The 15,292-nt window shown below is 66.5% G+C and carries 13 protein-coding genes; 4 read left to right on the plus strand and 9 right to left on the minus strand.

The window, feature by feature from the left end:
* Window positions 1–67: 67 nt before the first annotated feature.
* The 5 genes from CRT60_RS01375 to CRT60_RS01390 all read right to left on the minus strand — a co-directional run bounded on the left by CRT60_RS01375 (window position 68) and on the right by CRT60_RS01390 (window position 7,422).
* Window positions 68–1,453, minus strand: a complete 1,386-nt coding sequence (locus tag CRT60_RS01375) for a radical SAM protein (RefSeq protein WP_161957949.1) — start codon at window positions 1,451–1,453, stop codon at window positions 68–70.
* Window positions 1,450–2,544 (minus strand): FkbM family methyltransferase, encoded by a 1,095-nt coding sequence (locus CRT60_RS01380; RefSeq protein ID WP_161957950.1) that lies wholly within the window; start codon window positions 2,542–2,544, stop codon window positions 1,450–1,452. Before CRT60_RS01380 ends, CRT60_RS01375 begins: the two co-directional genes overlap by 4 nt.
* A gap of 50 nt (window positions 2,545–2,594) precedes the next feature.
* On the minus strand, window positions 2,595–3,680 hold the full coding sequence (locus CRT60_RS35415) for a hypothetical protein (protein WP_143273011.1): 1,086 nt from the start codon (window positions 3,678–3,680) through the stop codon (window positions 2,595–2,597).
* A 112-nt stretch (window positions 3,681–3,792) separates the two neighbouring features.
* Complete coding sequence (locus tag CRT60_RS01385; protein ID WP_098734662.1) at window positions 3,793–6,171, minus strand: HAD family hydrolase; 2,379 nt, start codon at window positions 6,169–6,171, stop codon at window positions 3,793–3,795.
* Between the two features lie 156 nt (window positions 6,172–6,327).
* Window positions 6,328–7,422 carry a 3-oxoacyl-ACP synthase III family protein gene (locus CRT60_RS01390; RefSeq protein ID WP_098734663.1) on the minus strand — a complete coding sequence of 365 codons (1,095 nt, stop codon included), beginning with the start codon at window positions 7,420–7,422 and terminating at the stop codon, window positions 6,328–6,330.
* A gap of 258 nt (window positions 7,423–7,680) precedes the next feature.
* Between CRT60_RS01390 and CRT60_RS01395 the strand changes: the two genes are divergently transcribed.
* The 4 genes from CRT60_RS01395 (at window position 7,681) to CRT60_RS01410 (ending at window position 9,842) form a co-directional block, all read left to right on the plus strand.
* Window positions 7,681–8,445, plus strand: a complete 765-nt coding sequence (locus CRT60_RS01395; RefSeq protein WP_098734751.1) for an SDR family NAD(P)-dependent oxidoreductase — start codon at window positions 7,681–7,683, stop codon at window positions 8,443–8,445.
* Between the two features lie 77 nt (window positions 8,446–8,522).
* Window positions 8,523–9,086, plus strand: a complete 564-nt coding sequence (locus CRT60_RS01400) for a GNAT family N-acetyltransferase (protein WP_098734664.1) — start codon at window positions 8,523–8,525, stop codon at window positions 9,084–9,086.
* A gap of 76 nt (window positions 9,087–9,162) precedes the next feature.
* Window positions 9,163–9,408 (plus strand): FitA-like ribbon-helix-helix domain-containing protein, encoded by a 246-nt coding sequence (locus CRT60_RS01405; RefSeq protein ID WP_098734665.1) that lies wholly within the window; start codon window positions 9,163–9,165, stop codon window positions 9,406–9,408.
* Window positions 9,408–9,842, plus strand: a complete 435-nt coding sequence (locus CRT60_RS01410) for a type II toxin-antitoxin system VapC family toxin (protein ID WP_098734666.1) — start codon at window positions 9,408–9,410, stop codon at window positions 9,840–9,842. The genes CRT60_RS01405 and CRT60_RS01410 overlap by 1 nt, the downstream gene beginning before the upstream one ends.
* 22 nt (window positions 9,843–9,864) lie before the next feature.
* Here CRT60_RS01410 and CRT60_RS01415 read toward each other — a convergent pair whose 3' ends face one another.
* The 4 genes from CRT60_RS01415 to CRT60_RS01430 all read right to left on the minus strand — a co-directional run bounded on the left by CRT60_RS01415 (window position 9,865) and on the right by CRT60_RS01430 (window position 15,214).
* A complete protein-coding gene (locus tag CRT60_RS01415) occupies window positions 9,865–11,160 on the minus strand; it encodes a DUF1501 domain-containing protein (protein WP_098734667.1) in 1,296 nt (431 codons plus the stop codon).
* A gap of 14 nt (window positions 11,161–11,174) precedes the next feature.
* Window positions 11,175–12,770: a DUF1800 domain-containing protein gene (locus CRT60_RS01420; RefSeq protein ID WP_098734668.1), complete on the minus strand. Its 1,596-nt coding sequence runs from the start codon at window positions 12,768–12,770 to the stop codon at window positions 11,175–11,177.
* Window positions 12,771–12,869: 99 nt separating this feature from the next.
* Window positions 12,870–13,988 carry an aromatic ring-hydroxylating oxygenase subunit alpha gene (locus tag CRT60_RS01425; RefSeq protein WP_098734669.1) on the minus strand — a complete coding sequence of 373 codons (1,119 nt, stop codon included), beginning with the start codon at window positions 13,986–13,988 and terminating at the stop codon, window positions 12,870–12,872.
* 77 nt (window positions 13,989–14,065) lie between these two features.
* Complete coding sequence (locus CRT60_RS01430) at window positions 14,066–15,214, minus strand: sialidase family protein (protein ID WP_098734670.1); 1,149 nt, start codon at window positions 15,212–15,214, stop codon at window positions 14,066–14,068.
* Window positions 15,215–15,292: the final 78 nt, after the last annotated feature.

Raw genomic sequence — 15,292 nt, forward strand, 5'->3', positions numbered from 1 at the left:
AGTCCGTCGGAGAGGCCGATGATAGACCATCCGCATAGCGGGCGGTAACCCGGTCACGCCTGCGCATTCAGGCCGGTTTATCGAACGGAACCATTTTGAGATAGGGCGTCTGGCCATCCTTGTAATGGAACAGCATCCACCAGTCGCAGGTAGCGCACAGTTTGCTCAGAGGACTGTCCGGATCGTCATAGAGATCGCACAGGGATTGGTAGATTTCCTCCATGCTGCGACCGCTGTCGATGTGCGGAAGCCAAGAGACGTCATGCTCGTGCTGATAAACGGCCATCGCACAGCAAGGCGCAACCCGGCCAGACGGCATGACGTAGAGTTGGATTTCACAGTTGGTGCGCTTCTTGGGAACAAAGAAGGCTTGGCGGAAGCGGAAAACATCATAATATTCAGTGTTGAAGTTTACTTGATCGACACGTGGACGCCAGAAATCTATCATTGCATCCATTTTGCCCATATTGCGTCCAAGCAACGTCACATTGATCTCAACACGAAGATCCTGATATTTATCTTTGAGTTGACGCAGGTAATCGCAGTGAGCGAGAACGTCCGACAGTTCTCCCCCTCGCCGGATTTTGCGGTATTCGTCGGGATCATGGCTGTCTACGCTCATGCGGATCAGCCGGACACCGGCAGCCAGAAGCGCATCGGCCACGGCCGGCGTCAACAGCAGTCCGTTGGTGAGCACCGCCGGCTTCAAGCCGAGGTCGCCCGCGCTACGCACATGGTCGAGTGCATGCGGGTCCATGAAGAATTCGCCGGTCGCCGCGAACCAGATGGTTTCTCCCGACGGCATCTGCTGGAGGACCGACTGGACCGCGGTCGGCCGCAGGGAACGACTGCGCCGGGTGGCATGCGGACCGTTGAAGTGGCACATCACGCATGTCAGGTTGCACACCTCCGTGACGGCGACCGATCCCATGCGGAACCCCGGCACGCGCTCGGCACGCGGCGAGAAGGGCTGCAAAGTGACCTCATGCAGCTTGGCCCCGGAAGACCCATTCTCGTCCAGCTCTCCAGCTTCGGCCTGCACAAGGGCGATCCGCTTGATGCGAAACACGGCCCTGCCGACACCGGCATTGCGGAAGACCAGGAAACGCGCCTGATCCAACCGCTCCCGGGGCAGGTCTACAGTCAACGGTCCGGCATCGGGGCCTTCATCCCCTTCATGGCATTCCTCTGCCAGAAAGGTTGAGAAATCCTCCTCAACCAAACCTATGCCGACACGCCCTTCCTGAACCTCCCCTTGAACCTCGACACGCAACCGCTCAGCTTCGCCCAAGCGCGCGGCAAGGTCAGGCGGCAGCCGATAAACTACCGCATAATCCCAGCGGGTCCGGCTGGTGGTGACCTCGATCCCGGCATCCGCATCCTCTTCGGAAACGGGATGAACCGTACCGGAATTCAGCATGAAATCGGATACAGACAGAATTTGTTCGATCATGGCCGGGTTCCAGTCTTCAGGAAAACGGCATCCCCCCATTTCACCTGTCCGTCCGGTGAATGCCTGAAACTGTAGTAATCGTAGACTTGATATCCGTAGCCATGCAAGGTCGAAGCAATTTCAAAATGCATAGCCTGACCTTTATACAGCGGCACGAACAGGACCTCGCACAGGATTATTTTTATTTTCCCACTTCTCAGTAGGGTTTCTGCCCCTGCCAATACATCCCTTTCGAATCCTTGAGTATCGAGCTTCAGGATATCGATATGTTCCACCCCCAGCCCGGAGCAGACTTCGGCAAGGGTGCGGACCGGAACCTCAACTGGTGGCATAGCTTCAATCGCGCCCTCGGTGTAGAGAGCGGCTTCATCCGCCATGGGGCGGAGCGAGTTGGTGGCGCTGTTGGCAAAGCTGTGCAAGGTCATTCGTCCTGACTGGGCACCGAGCGCACACTCATGGACCTCGACCTCCGGTGAGCCGGCGAACCGTTGGACAAGCTCTTCGACCACCTGAGGATGCGGTTCGAAGGCAAGGATGCGGGTCTTGGGAAAATGGCGGGAAAAAGCCGCGACGGTGTCCCCGACATTGGCGCCGACATCGACGATGACGTCGGCATGCCCGTCCAACAGGAAAGACAGATCGGCGATCGGCTCCTTTTCGGCATGGAAGCCGCGGCGGCGCCAGGGATGCAGGCGTGAAACCGGCCCCAGCCGGAGATGCCGGATGACGAATTCGGGTGCCTCGGCCCGCTCAGCAGTCCGAACCACCAGGGCGGCCGCCCGGGATGGAACGTCCACGACCAGTTCGACCCGTTCCACCGATGCCGCGCCTTTCCGCTCCAACCGGACCTCGTCGAGGAAGGTGGAGAAATCCGCTTCGACCACCCCGATGGTGACCGCCCCCGCCAGCACCTCGACCTCGACGGCGATCAGGCAAGATTGGGCGAGGCTGGCTACAGCATGCTTCAGGTCGAAGCTGACCGCATAGGACCACGGCTCGGCCGACCCTGCAACCTGCACCCCAACGGCGCCGCTTCCGACCCGGCTTCGGTTGTGCGCGGTGCAGTCCTCTGGTTTCGGTATCCCGTCCACATCCTGTTCCTTATTGAGGAATGCCAGCCCCTTTGCACGCCAGACGCCTTTCAGGAGACCATGCTTTCCGGCAGGTCTTCTTCCGCAAGTCCCCAACCGCTTGGATTGAAAGTCACCAGACCGCGCCCCGTCACGGGCTTGATGAAATCCTTGACCACGGAGTCCCAGTCCATGACAGGCACCCGGGTCGGGCGCGGAACAAGACGGTGGGAGCCATCTTCCGGGTGGAGCATCTGATGATGGAAGGCCGTGAAAGCGTCAAGGCCCCAACCCGGATCATGATCGAGATGGAACACGGGCCACTCATAGCCGAAGAAGCATTCCCGCAGACCAGCTTCATAGGCTTGGATCAGAAAGATCGAATCGAAATGCCAGCTGTGGATCGGAAGCTCCGGATATCCGTTCAGGCGATCCCAGTCGTCACGGTGCATCAGGGTGAAGTCCCCACATGCATTGAAATGGATTTGCCGGCCAAGATACGGGCCGACGCTGTCCGGCAGGCCTTCCACTTCAACTGCGGCCTGCGAGGCGATGTCGGTGATCGCCTCTTCCATGGTCATGGATTCGAAGGCGGGGATGGCCAGATCATGAGCCCACAAGGCGCCGAAGCGGTGATTGATCTTCTTGAGACCGGTCAGGCACCGCCTCTGCCGCTCGGCCGCTGGGATGCCAACCGGGATCGACGGATCGACATCCCAGCGGTCGGCCCGATACCAGAAGCCCGGACGCAGGTCCCGAGCCGCCAGCCGTCCGAACAACGCATCGGAGAAGATAACGTCGACGTTGGTGGCCAGGATGTAGGAACCGCGCGCCCGTCGCAGCCCAACGTTCTTGGCCAGATACTGGAAAAACGGGATGCGGTCCGACCAGGCATTACGGCGATGTTGCACGCTTCCAACCGTAACGATGCGCATGGAAAAGTATTCGGACGATCCCGGCCACTCTGCGGCATCCAGTAAAGGGCCGCGGTCGGCTGGAGGATTCCATTCCACAACAAGTAGCTCGGTCGGAAGCCGGAAGGCGTCCGCCTGCTCTTTGAGGCTGTGGAAGCAATGCAGCATCCGGGCGAGAATATCGCCGCCGTGATTGTCGTTCCGTGTTCCGACCACGACCGTCAGATAGGGATTTTCCACCACCAATACTGGCCTCGTGCTGGTGCGATCCTGCACCCCTTACAGGGTTTGGACCTTGAGCTGCAAGCGTGAAGCATGCAGAGAAAAGGCAAATGCATCCGTCGCCGTCAGCCGCTTATCCCGATCGAACCTCCAGATCGGGACGGCACAGAGCTACGATATGCGGTATGCGGCCTACCGCCGCGAACTGCCGCTGCACCAGGTCGGCCAGACGCTCCGCATAACCCAGCGTGACCAGAACCAGGGGAAGCGGCGCCAGAGATACCAGATGGCTCATTTCCACCACGGGAACCCCATGGAACAGGGAGGATGACACCAAATGCTCCATAAGGTCCGCATAGGCTGCCAGCTCAACTCCGCTTTCACGCGCGGTACGGATAAAGTCGGGGCCCATGCCACCGTCGCCCCCCACCGCGAGAACCGCGACGCGCATCCACCCTTCCGCTCGGAGACGGGCGACCATGGCCCGGCAGATCGGGGCATGGCCCGCATCGATCGCGAGCATGTCGGCGGGGCGTCGGAATATCTCAGGGTCCAGACGGGTCAGCGCTCCCTGCGGCCACGGCACCCGAGACGGGCGAAGCCCGAGCGCTAGTCCCATGGCCGGCCCCTCCATCATTGCCGCCACGGCGCGCACTCCTTCGAGAGTGTCCGCATCGCAGATCCTGCGCACCCCATCGACGCCGTCATTTTGGTCATAGGCAAGATTTCCCAAGGCATCGGCCTCCCAGGCGGTGGGGATGGTCAGGGCCGCGGTCAAGGGCAGCAGGGCTTCCTCTCCCAGGCACAGCCGGGGATCGCCGGACGAGGAGGTGGTGGCAATCAGCAGCGCCGCGTAGCGGCGGATGCCGGCCTGCAACAGGGCCAGTTTCTCCGCTTCACCCGCAGTGGCGGACACCGGCGCGATTTCCGGGACGCACCGTCCTCCAGCATTATGCTTATAGCCAACCGTGGTGCCGGACAGGCCGGTCAACGCACGCTCCAAGATTTGCGGACTACGGTAAAGGATGCGTCCCATCGCCATGGCCCGCTCAGATCCGCTCGCATACACGCTGACATGCAGTCCATCGGCCAGAAGTGCTCCGACATCGGCAACAGCATAGCAGAGATGGATATGGAAGCGGGCCCGTCCGCCCGGAACCAGCCTGGCAAGGGCGGCAGGAGTACTGCCACGAGCCCCCAGATCCATCAAGGAGACGCGCCCGGACGTACCGATCCGTTCCGCCAGATGCTCCAGGATCAGGGCCCTTCGCTCGGCACTCCGCAAAGCGGCCGTTCTGCGCAGGACAGGATCGTCGAACAGGCGCAATACCGCTTCCAGGGCTGAGGACCCCGAAGGCAAAATCTTGCCAGCCAACATCTCCAGCGTCTGCCCGGCCAGGAACGCGAGTTCCTCCGGAACCAGACCGCCGGCCTGCTCCAACAACCGGTCCCAGGCCATATGCGGCTTCGCCGTCAGAATTCGTCGCGCCACGGCATGATCGAGTTCCGCGAACTCCAAGGGAGCCAGCGCCTGACGCGAGACGTGAAGCGGAACGACCTGCATCGCATAGCCACGATGCCGGATCCAATCCTGCATCAGCGGGGCGAAAACCGCAGCCTCCCGCATCAGCGGCGCGACCAGGGCAATTCCGCGCCGATGGCAGTCCTCGACGACCCATCGGCAATATTCGGCAACGGCCGGCCCCAGAACCAAGCTGCCGAACTCCAACCAAGGAGCCTGATCCGACGGATCATGCCTGCCGGCAAGCGATGCCGGAAGACGGCGAGGAACCGCAACCGTAGCCGCCATTCCGCCAATCATCCGCTCGCGGTCATGCAGACGCGCAAGGGAGGGGCCAGGTGTATAATGCACGGCGCCCAGTCCGGCGGAGCGAGCCATGGCGACGTCGCCAATGGGATCGTCACCGATATGCAGAATCCGCGAGGGCGGCACGGCGGGATTATCCTCCAGAAGCCGTCGGAACAACCCGCCATTCCGCTTCGAACAACCATGATCGCTGGATACGAAAAGGGCGCGGAAAAATTCGTCGCGGATTCCAGCGCCACACAGCAATTGCCTGATCTGCTCCGCCCCCAAATACATGTCCGAGAGCAAAACCACGGGCCGCCCCTGCCGCGCCAGTTCTTCCAAGACCGGCAGCATAAGGGGATTGGCATAGATCAACGACGCTTCGATTTCCAATTCGAGGTCGGCAAGAGTCTCTGCATTCCCCAGCTTGGCACAATGGTAAATGCCCGCCAGATCGGTTTCACCCCCTCGTGCCGCAGCACGGGCGCGGCGCTCTGCATCCTGTCGCGCCAATCGGAAAAGCATCGGACTCAGACCACTGTCGACCATCCCCCTTTCCACCGCTTCCCGTCCGACGATGTCGAAAACAAGCGCAGGGCTGGAGACATGTCGCAGCAACAGCGTGTCGAAGACATCGCAAGACACGAGATCTGCATCAGCCAGTTCGGAATAGGTAAAAGATGGAGAAAAATCCACAATCATCTTTCCAACAAGGGTTCATTCAGCTGCCCACAGTCAACAAGAGAATCCATCACCATCATTTTAACATCGAAACTCTGGCTTTAAGCGCTGAAATCGCTTGTTTTCCCTCAACATAAATCCGGTCGCGATCCGCGCTCTTAAGCATTTTGGACGTTCTCACACCGCCAGAACCGGATACCCCTCCGGCAAATCCACCACCTGCGGCTCCGGCATAGGCCCCAGCTCCGCCACCATCGCCCCCCAGGACCAGCCTACCCCGAAACCGGCCATCAGCGTCTTGACCGGCCCGGCGGCCAGTTGGGGCCCCATGCTGTGGCAGATCGCCAGCGGGATGGAGGCGGAGCTGGTGTTGCCGAAGCCCTGCATGTCGATGATGAACTTCTCCGCCGGCACCTTCATGCGCTTGCGCAGATGCTCCAGCATGAAGGCGTTGGCCTGGTGCAGGACGAAGCGGTCGATGCCATCCACGTCGGTGGCGGCATGCTCCATCGCCTCGCGCAGCAGCGGCGGCACGGCGCGCAGCGTGAAGGAGAACACCTCCGCCCCGTTCAGCGTCAGGCGGGACTCGCGCTCCAGCTGAGCGGCGGTCTCCTCGTCGGCGATCCGCCCGGCGGTGCCCACCCCTGGGATCAGGCTATGGCGCTTGCCGCCGGCCTTGACGAAGATGTGCGGCGCCCCGGCGCCGTCGGTGCCGATCACCACCGGGATGGGCGGGGCCGAAGCGTCCACCTCCAGCGCGGTGGCCGATCCGGCATCGCCGAACAGCGGCAGGGTGGCGCGGTCCTCCGGATGCAGATGACGGGTCGGGTTGTCGCCGCACAGCACCAGCGCCCGTTTGGCCGAGGATCCGCCCAGCAGCTTCGCCGCGATCCACAGGCCGTAGACATAGCCCGAACAGCCCAGCGGCACGTCGAAGGCCGCCGCACTGGTCGGCAGCCCCAGACGGTGCTGCAGGATGCAGGCCGTGGCCGGCAGCACGTAATCGGCGTCCTGCGAGACGAAGACCAGCACCTCCACCGTCGCCGGCTCCCAGCCCAGCTGTTCCATCAGCCCTTCGGCCGCGGCCAGGCAGAGATCCGACGCGCAATAGGGCGGCGGCAGCACGCGGCGTTCCTGGACACCGATGGTGGCGGCCAGTTTTTTCGCCTCCTCCACCGTGAACATGCCCGGCTCATCGACGAAGGAATGGCGCTGGGATGGCACCACCGCGCGCAGGCCGGCGATCCGGATGCCGTCGATGATGGCTTTCATGGCTGTCCTGTCCTTCGCGTCTTCGCAGCCCGGCAGGGCGCTTGTCTCAATCGGTGTCCGGCACCATAGCGCACAGTGACGCCGGATTGGTTTCCGAAAGATTGATTGCGCCGCATGGCTCCGCCGTCACCGTTTCTGCCGATTGGGAAACGGGCGTGGCGCCCCGCACAAAAGGCCGCAGTCCCGGACGCGCTGCTGTCGGCTGACCGTCATGCTATGGTCCGCACCCGATACGCCATCAACTTGGATTTCCCCGCCATGACAGCCGTCTACAATCCCATGGACCTGAGCGGACGCCGCATCCTCGTGACCGGGGCGTCGGCCGGGATCGGCCGGGCGACGGCGGTGATGCTGGCGAAGCTGGGGGCGCGGCTGGTGCTGAACGGCCGCGACGAGGAGCGGCTGGCCGAGACCGCCGACCGTCTGGAAGGAGACGACCACGCCATCGCCCCCTTCGACCTGTCGGATCTGGAAGCGGTGCCGGGCTGGGTGAAGGGGCTGTGCGCCGACGACGCGCCCTTCGACGGCATCGCGCACTGCGCCGGCATCCAGACGCTGCGGCCGATCCGCATCTTCTCCGCCGCCTTCTTCGACGAGGTGATGCGGGCCAACCTGGGCAGCGCGTTGGCGCTCGCCCGCGGGCTGCGGCAGAAGGGCTGTCATGCCGAGCGGGCGGCGATGGCGCTGATCTCCTCCACCGCCGCCACGGCGGCCTCGCCGGGCAACGTCGTCTATGCCGCCAGCAAGGGCGGCATCATCGCCGCCACCAAGGGGCTGGCGGTGGAACTGCTGAGCGACGGCATCCGCGTCAACTGCGTCGTTCCCTCCATCGTCGAGACCGAGCTGATCGAGCGCGGCAAGCAGAAGCTGACCGCCGAGCAGTACGAGCATCTGCGCACGCTCCAGCCGCTGGGCTTCGGCCATCCCGACGACATCGCCCACATGATCGCCTATCTGCTCGCCGACACCAGCCGCTGGATGACCGGGTCCATCGTCACGGTGGACGGCGGCCGCACCGCCTGAGGCCCCGCGATGCCGAGAACCGCCATGCGCCATCTCATCGGGACAAAAGGTCCGGGGGTCATCGTGGGACTCCCGGCATGAGCGGCTCCCTGACCTTCATCGAGCCGACAGAGGAGCACGCCGAACTTCTGCTCGGCTGGCGCACCCGGCCCGACATCGCCAGCCAGATGCTGAGCGTCGTGCCCTACGACGTGGAGCGGCAGAAGGCGTGGCTGCGGCGCTGTGCGGAGCGCAACGACTATGTCCACCGCCTCCTCTGCGTCGACGGCGTGCCGGCCGGCCATGTCTCGATCACCGTGACCGAGCCGGAGTGGCGGATCGCCACCTTCGGCGTGCTGATGGGCGAGCGGGCGGGACGGATGGGCGCGGCCCCGCTGAACTTCGCCTACATGCTGAACCACGTCTTCTTCACGATGGGTCTGCGCAAGGTGGTGAACCACATCATGGGCACCAACAGCCCCCGCCTGCTGAAGGGCCAGCCGATGATCGGCTACCGCCCGGTCGGCGTGCTGAAGCGCCAGGTGGTGAAGGACGGCCAGGAGATCGACCTGCATGTCTTCGAGATGCTGGCCGAGGACTGGCTGACGGTGCGCGACCGGTTCAGGGTGTATGAGGACATGGACGGGCGGGAGTGGCGGTAGGAGAGCCGGCTGCTATCATTGAAATCGATGCAATCTCGGCTTAGCCTCCTTCTTCCGACATGCTCAGGAGTGATCGATGGGCAGCATCACGATCCGAAACCTTGAGGATCCGCTGAAGGCCCAGCTACGGATCCGTGCCGCCCATCACGGGCGCTCCATGGAGGATGAGGCCCGCCATATTCTGCGGGCAGCACTCACGGAAGAGCGCCAGCCGGTGCCGGATCTGGGCGAAGCCATCCACCAGCGCTTCGCGCGGCTCGGTGGTGTGGAGGTGGCGGAGACAAAACGCGAAACCCTGCGGCCCCCGCCTGGCTTCGACTGATGATCATCCTCGACACGAACGTGCTCTCGGAACTGATGCGCCCAGCTCCGTCCGAAGCCGTACTGCGCTGGTTTGCCGGGCATCCTGCCGCCACCCTGTTCACGACGACGATCACCCAGGCGGAAATCCTCTTTGGCCTTGCCCTGCTGCCGGAGGGGCGGCGACGGAGCGATCTGGTGCTGGCGGCGGAACAGATGTTTGCCGAAGACTTCGCCGGGCGAGTGCTCCCCTTCGACAGCATGGCGGCGAAAGCCTTCGCGCCCATCACGGCGGGACGGCGGCAACGGGGCCGGCCGACGGGGGCCTTCGATGCGCAGATCGCCGCTGTTGCAGCCTCCCGCGGCGCTGCCCTGGCAACCAGGAACGTGGCGGATTTCCTGGATTGCGGTGTTTCCATCATCAATCCATGGGAAAGTTTGAGTCTCCCCTCCTGAAAAGAGCCCACCGCCCTGTTCCTCACCCCCGCAGCACGCCCAGCGGCGCGCCCTGGAAGCCCGGAAAGCCGCGCGCCGCCGGTGCGCCGATCAGTTCCGACAGCACCGTCCGGTAATCGGTGGTGACCGCCAGATCGACGCCGCGGTCCAGCTGGTGGCTGGCCAGCCCCGGCCAGCGGCCCAGCATGCGCCCGCCAGCCACCCGGCCGCCCAGCACCAGCATGGCGCCGCCATGGCCATGGTCGGTGCCCTGGCTGCGGTTGCCGCGCAGGCGCCGGCCGAACTCGCTCATCACCACCAGCGTCAGGTCGCGCTCATGGCGCCGGGTGTCGGCATGGAAGGCGGCGAGGGCCCGCGACAGCTGGCCGACGGCGGTGGCGAAGCGCCCCTGCTGGTTCTCGTGGGTGTCCCAGCCGCCGACATCGACGCAGGCCGCCCGCAGGCCGATGTCCATCTTCAGCATGCGGGCGACCGTCTGCAGCGCCCGTCCGGCCTCGGTCTCCTCATAGACGGCCCCGCCCTCCGCGTCATAGGCGGCGACCTTGCCGTCGGTCCCGCGCGGCAGCCGGCCGTCGACCGCCGACAGCCCGTCGAGCGCCGCCCGCGCCGCCCGCTCATAGGCGCCGTCGCCCTGCCGGGACAGCGCCGCCAGCACCGCCGCCGCCTGCGGCCCGCCGGGAGGGGCCAGCCCGCCGCGCAGGTCGGGCACGGCAAGCGCGCCGCCCAGCCCCGCCAGGGCGGCGGCCGGAGCGGCGGCGGTGCCGATGGCCGGAACCCGTCCGCCCTCCCCCTCGTCATGCCCGCCCTCGCCAAGCCAGCGGGCGACCCAGCCGCTGCCGGTGCGGGCGAGGTCCTCCTCGCGGGCGATGCCGCGCTCCATCAGGTCCTGGGCAACGAAATGACTGCGGGTGCCGTCGGTCAGCCCCACCGCATGGACGATGGCGAGCCGGCGGGCGGCATAAAGCTCCGCCAGCGGGGCGGCGTCCGGATGCAGGCGGAAGTCGAGGGAAGGGGCCAGCGTCTGCTCCAGCCGGATGCCCGCCTTCGCCCCCTCCGCCATCACCCGCAGCTCAGGCGTCCGCGCGGCGCGATAGTCGGGGTCGTCGGCCGGCGCCACCAGCGCCAGCATGTCCGCCCCGCCGCGCAGGAACACCACCACCAGCGTGCCGGCCCCCAGCATCCCGACCGGCGCCTCAGCGGAAGAATCGGCGGCAAAGGCGAGGCTGCGGACGCCGGGAATCCCCGTCAGACCGCCCCCGGCCAGCCCGAGGCCGGCCGCCAGTCCGCCCTGCATCACACCACGGCGTGAAATCGTCATGGCTCAAGCCTCCCTCAACGCTGGTTGAAGCGCGGCGCCATCGCCACGAAGGCGGCAACCCGCCGCAGCCGGTCGTCACCGGCCTTGGTGCCGGGGGTCAGCATCGCGTCGGCCGCCAGCCCCATGCCGGTCAGGATGGCGGCGGTGGTCGCCGGCTCCGGCTCGTCGCCATGCAGCAGCCCCTGCCAGCGGTCCACCGCCGCCGCCGCCGGCAGCGGAGCCGGGAAGCGGGCGGCGAGGTCGATGGCCCCGGTCTCCCAGCGGTTCTCCGCCAGCCCGAGCAGCAGCGCCCAGCGCCGGCGCATGGCGGCGGCCCCCAACCAGGACTCCATCCGGTCGGGATGGCCGACAGGGGCGGGCCAGCCGAACAGCCGCTGGCCGCTGCCGTCCAACTCGCCCAGCAGGGCGTTGGTGGGGACGAGGTCGATGCCGGCGCCGCAGGCGAAGGACGCCACCAGCTCCAGCGGGCGCTTCACCTTGGCATCGCGGATGCGGGCGAAGTCGGGGGACAGCGCAATGGCGCGGACGACGCGGGCGATCTGGTCCGGCTTGCTCCGGCTCTCCGTCCACACCCGCGCCGCCAGGGCGACCAGCCCGGCCGGCGGATCGTCGGCGACCAGCCGGCGGCACAGCGCGGTGCAGAGGTTGCGGGCGGTCGCCGGATGGTCGGCGACGAGGTCGAGCACGCGGCGCCCATCGTCCATCGGCGACTGGAAGGGGTCGAACTCCCGCCCCAGAACCCGCTTCTGGTAATTGTCGTGCCAGCCCTCGACATAGGTGAAGCGGCCGGTCACCGGCAGCCTGGCGTCGCCGCCCAGCCCGGCGCCATCCTCCAGCGTCCAGCCGGTGAAGGCGCGGGCGGCCTCGTAGACATCCTGGTCGATGTAGCCGTCGGGCGCGCCGCGCAGCGCCCCCGGCACGTCGCGCCAGCGGTTGTACAGCGCGTTCAGATAGGCGTCGCGCCCCAGCCCATGCAGTTCGAACAGCTCGCGGGCGTAATTCTCGTTGGCGGCGCCGGCGCGGGACGAGCGGTTGTTCAGATAGACCTGCATGGCGCTGCTGGTCGCCACCGCCTCCAGGAAGGCGCGGAAATTGCCCAGCGCATGGCGGCGGATGACGTCGCGGTCATAGACGGGCAGCGCGGCGGCCACCGCCGGCTCGCCCGCCGCGTTGACGTTGAAATGGTTGTGCCAGAAATCGACCAGCACCTCGCGCAGCTGCCAGCGGCTGTGGACGGCGCGGATCAGGGTGGCGGCTGCGACCTCCAGCCGCGGCCTCTGCCGCTCCGGCCCGGCGACCGCCGGACGGTTGGCGGCCAGCGGCCACAGCGCCTCGATCGGCTGGCCCAGGCAGGCCAGCGGCCGGTCCTCGTCCACCGCCTCCCAGCCGTCCCCGGCGGGATAGCGGATGCGCAGCTTGGCCGCGGCGAGACGGCGCTCGACCTCGGGGTCGTCATGGCCATCGGGGGAAAGATCGGGAGACAGCTGCCGGTCAAGCCAGCGGGCCAGCCAGTCGGGACGGCCGCTGGCGGCGTCGGGCTCCGCAGGCCGCGGACCGAAGGCAAGCCGGCTGAAAACAACGGCAGGGGGAATCGTCATGGTGCCGCCCATGGTGGATGAACCTCCGACGACCAAGCCCCCCGCCCGATGGTGGCAGACTCCCGGTCCCCTGGACAGCGACAAAAAGCGGGGCGGAGGCGGGAGACGGAGTCAGCCCATCATTCCCCGCCAAACCGTGTGAAACTGCTGGATGCGCTCCTCGTTCAGGCCCAGCACCGCCGGGCGGTCCGTCTGCCGGCAGCCGCGGAAGGCCAGTTCCGACGCCTCCTGGTCCTCGCGCAGCAGGGCGACGTTGAGGTCGCGGGCACCCTCCTCGATCAGGCGGCGGGCAGCGGGACCGCCCCTGCCGGCATCGCCGTCCGGATCGGCCAGGAACAGCCGGAGGCTCAGCGCGCAGCGGTCGGGCCCAAGCGGGTCGTAGGTCTGGACGCTCATCACGGCACCGCGGGTGAAGCCGATCTCCAGGTTGGGGAAGATGTGCAAATGGTCGTACTCGCGCAAAGCCGGGCTCGGGCGGAAGCCCAGCCGCTCCGACACGCCGTCCCACCAGCGGGCACTCCTGTCCGACACGCCGGTCACGCCGCGGGAATGGGCGCCGTCATAGTCGCAGCGCCAGTCGCCCTTCACCAGCTTGCGAAAGGTGGTCGGGTGGGTGAGGTCGGCGTGGTAGACCTCCAGCACGCTCTCCACCCCCATCTTCCAGTTGGCGGCCCACTCCATCGACCGCTCGTCGAAGGAACGGACGAAGATCTCCGAGGCATGGCGCAGCACGTCGGCATAGCCGCCCAGCCAGTCGTCGAGCTCCGGCCCCTCCGCCGCCACCCGCAGGAAGACGAAGCGCCCGCACACCCCCACCGCCGCCGGGGTCAGGGCACGGCCGCAGCGGCCCTCCCGGTCGAGGCCGAAATTCGCCTCGTTGCCGGGGATGCCATAGGGCACGCCGTCGCGGTCGAAGGTCCAGCCGTGATAGCCGCAGCGCAGCATGCCGTTGCCGCGCGGCGCCCGGTGGATCATGGCGAAGCGGTGGGTGCAGACATTGCGGAAGCCCCGCAGCTCCCCGTCGAAATTCTGCACCAGCACGTCCAGCCCGCCGATGCGCCGGGTCAGATAGTCGTTGGGCCGGGCGAGATCATCGGTGAATCCGGCGAAGACCCAGGACCGGCGGAAGACCCGTTCCTCCTCCGCCCGGAAGATCTCCGGGTCGTGGTAGGCGGCGGGGTCGATGCCGGGGACGGCCTTGGCGGCGGCGAAGGGGAGGGGGCTTTCCATGATGCAGGAAGGGTAGCCCGCGCCCCGCCGGCCGGTCCAGGGTACAGCGGGTCGCAGGCCGTCCTCCCAGGCTCTTCTCACGGCTGGAACAGCGTCGCCTCGATGCCGCGCAGGCCGGTGGCGTCGCAGATGTAATAGGCGACCATGGCGCGCCCGTCCGGCAGCACCGCCGCCCAGGGATAGCCCAGGTCCGGTGCCGGCCCATCGTCGCGCAGCACCAGCTCCGTCCCCTCGTCCGGCTGTTGGCGGCGCGGGTCGTAGATGCGGGCGCGCACGCCGTAGGGCGCATGGCGGTAGCCGCCGACCAGCAGCAGCCGGCCGTCCGGCAGCGGGCAGGGATCATAGGGATGGCCGACCACCGCATGGCGCCGCCACGGCTCCCAGCTGTGGCCCATGTCGCTGGAGCGAGAGGTTGCCAGATGGTCGTCCAGCCCGGTGGTGCGGTGGAAGGCGTGCAGCACGCCGTCGGCGTCCAGATGCAGCGCCGTCTCGCAGAAGCCGGCCCTGGCCTCGGGATCGATGGCGATGATCGCCCGGTGCGCCCAGCTTTCCCCCCGGTCGGTCGAGACGAAGAGATGGCTGGCATAGGTGCCGGTGGAAGGATGGTAGGTGTAGCCGGTTTGCAGGATCGTGCCGTCCGGCGCCTCCACCGCCCGGCCGCGCACCGCACCGCCATGGAAGGGCCGCCGACCCGGCACGATGTCGGGATGGCCGGGCAGGGGCGGCAGGTCGCGGTGCGCGGTCCAGCTCCGTCCGCCATCGTCGCTATGCCGGCTGTAGCCGCCCCAGAAGATGTAGAGGTCGCCGGTCTTCTGCGGGTTGCCGGTCAGCCCGATCCCCAGCGCGCGCAGCGCGTCCCCTTGCGACGACGGCACCGGATACCAGCGGAAGCCGGTCAGCAGGATGCGGCCGTCGCGAAGGGTGAGCAGGCTGGCGTCCTGGTCGGCCGCCTGCGGGTCGGCGGGCAGGACCGTTTCCTCTCCCAGCGGCTCCGCATCGGGGCCGAGCCGCAGCAGGACGGTCTGCGACCGCGAATCGAGATGGTCGACATGGTTGAACCCGGTCTCCCCCGCCCGGTATTCCGGCCCGCGCAGCCAGCGATGGTCGCGGGCCCGCCGGAAGGCCAAGAGCACCGAACCGTCCGGCGCCGGGGTCAGCGACGGGAAGGACGCATAGAAACGCGGGTCGCGGTACAGCACGCGATGTTCGACACCGGTCATGGTCATCGGGTTTCCCTGCCTTCTTCATTTCTCAAAAGACACTACGCCTTATAACGTGCGACGCCCTGCCTCAGCGGTGGAGCG

It is taken from the genome of Azospirillum palustre (genome assembly GCF_002573965.1).
GTDB classification, from domain to species: Bacteria; Pseudomonadota; Alphaproteobacteria; order Azospirillales; family Azospirillaceae; genus Azospirillum; species Azospirillum palustre.

Coding starts and splice junctions, on each gene's coding strand:
- CRT60_RS01375 (WP_161957949.1), bottom strand. CDS start 1,453: ATGATCGAACAAATTCTGTCTGTATCCGATTTCATGCTGAATTCCGGT.
- CRT60_RS01385 (WP_098734662.1), bottom strand. CDS start 6,171: ATGATTGTGGATTTTTCTCCATCTTTTACCTATTCCGAACTGGCTGAT.
- CRT60_RS01390 (WP_098734663.1), bottom strand. CDS start 7,422: ATGAAAGCCATCATCGACGGCATCCGGATCGCCGGCCTGCGCGCGGTG.
- CRT60_RS01395 (WP_098734751.1), top strand. CDS start 7,681: ATGACAGCCGTCTACAATCCCATGGACCTGAGCGGACGCCGCATCCTC.
- CRT60_RS01400 (WP_098734664.1), top strand. CDS start 8,523: ATGAGCGGCTCCCTGACCTTCATCGAGCCGACAGAGGAGCACGCCGAA.
- CRT60_RS01405 (WP_098734665.1), top strand. CDS start 9,163: ATGGGCAGCATCACGATCCGAAACCTTGAGGATCCGCTGAAGGCCCAG.
- CRT60_RS01410 (WP_098734666.1), top strand. CDS start 9,408: ATGATCATCCTCGACACGAACGTGCTCTCGGAACTGATGCGCCCAGCT.
- CRT60_RS01415 (WP_098734667.1), bottom strand. CDS start 11,160: ATGACGATTTCACGCCGTGGTGTGATGCAGGGCGGACTGGCGGCCGGC.
- CRT60_RS01420 (WP_098734668.1), bottom strand. CDS start 12,770: ATGGGCGGCACCATGACGATTCCCCCTGCCGTTGTTTTCAGCCGGCTT.
- CRT60_RS01425 (WP_098734669.1), bottom strand. CDS start 13,988: ATGGAAAGCCCCCTCCCCTTCGCCGCCGCCAAGGCCGTCCCCGGCATC.
- CRT60_RS01430 (WP_098734670.1), bottom strand. CDS start 15,214: ATGACCATGACCGGTGTCGAACATCGCGTGCTGTACCGCGACCCGCGT.